The organism is Vagococcus sp. AM17-17, from assembly GCF_003471765.1.
GTDB lineage: Bacteria > Bacillota > Bacilli > Lactobacillales > Vagococcaceae > Vagococcus > Vagococcus teuberi.
Window position 1 is genome coordinate 1 of record NZ_QRJY01000044.1, and the last position, 911, is coordinate 911.

A 911-nucleotide genomic window follows, 5' to 3' on the forward strand; every position below is an offset into this window, starting at 1 on the left:
AGGGTAGTGAAGGGTTTCCCTTTGTGAGAGTAGGACGTTGCCGTGCTTATATTTTTAGTGATGGAGGTTTAGCTCAGCTGGGAGAGCACCTGCCTTACAAGCAGGGGGTCAGCGGTTCGATCCCGTTAACCTCCATAAGTTTTAGACTCGTTAGCTCAGTTGGTAGAGCATCTGACTTTTAATCAGAGGGTCACTGGTTCGAGCCCAGTACGGGTCATATATGCGGGTGTGGCGGAATTGGCAGACGCACTAGATTTAGGATCTAGCGCCTAACGGCGTGGGGGTTCAAGTCCCTTCACCCGCATTATTATATGTGCCGGCTTAGCTCAGTTGGTAGAGCATCTGATTTGTAATCAGAGGGTCGAGGGTTCAAGTCCTTTAGCCGGCATCTATAAGCGGAAGTAGTTCAGTGGTAGAACATCACCTTGCCAAGGTGGGGGTCGCGGGTTCGAACCCCGTCTTCCGCTTTCATAAGTTCTAGCCGGGGTGGCGGAACTGGCAGACGCACAGGACTTAAAATCCTGCGGTGAGTGATCACCGTACCGGTTCGATTCCGGTCCTCGGCATCAAAATAGCGCCCATAGCTCAACTGGATAGAGTGTCTGACTACGGATCAGAAGGTTAGGGGTTCGACTCCTCTTGGGCGCGTTAGATTGTATTATTAATAGTAATACCATTTTATTTTCGCGGTGTAGCTCAGCTGGCTAGAGCGTCCGGTTCATACCCGGGAGGTCGGGGGTTCGATCCCCTCCGCCGCGATAATTACGACCTTTGGACCTTTAGCTCAGTTGGTTAGAGCTCCCGGCTCATAACCGGGCGGTCGTAGGTTCGAGTCCTACAAGGTCCATTGTAAGTTCATATGGAGGATTACCCAAGTCCGGCTGAAGGGAACGGTCTTGAAAACCGTCAGG

The 911-nt window shown here is 51.8% G+C and carries 9 tRNA genes; all 9 read left to right on the forward strand.

Going from position 1 to position 911, the window contains the following annotated elements:
* Positions 1–62: 62 nt before the first annotated feature.
* The 9 genes from DW196_RS11140 to DW196_RS11180 all read left to right on the forward strand — a co-directional run bounded on the left by DW196_RS11140 (position 63) and on the right by DW196_RS11180 (position 847).
* Positions 63–135, forward strand: a tRNA-Val gene (locus DW196_RS11140).
* Between the two features lie 9 nt (positions 136–144).
* Positions 145–217, forward strand: a tRNA-Lys gene (locus tag DW196_RS11145).
* Between the two features lie 5 nt (positions 218–222).
* A tRNA-Leu gene (locus DW196_RS11150) sits at positions 223–304 on the forward strand.
* Positions 305–315: 11 nt separating this feature from the next.
* Positions 316–388: transfer RNA gene (locus tag DW196_RS11155), tRNA-Thr, on the forward strand.
* Between the two features lie 7 nt (positions 389–395).
* Positions 396–467: transfer RNA gene (locus DW196_RS11160), tRNA-Gly, on the forward strand.
* Between the two features lie 13 nt (positions 468–480).
* A tRNA-Leu gene (locus DW196_RS11165) sits at positions 481–566 on the forward strand.
* A gap of 8 nt (positions 567–574) precedes the next feature.
* Positions 575–648, forward strand: a tRNA-Arg gene (locus DW196_RS11170).
* A 37-nt stretch (positions 649–685) separates the two neighbouring features.
* Positions 686–759: transfer RNA gene (locus DW196_RS11175), tRNA-Met, on the forward strand.
* Between the two features lie 14 nt (positions 760–773).
* Positions 774–847, forward strand: a tRNA-Ile gene (locus tag DW196_RS11180).
* Positions 848–911 lie beyond the last annotated feature (64 nt).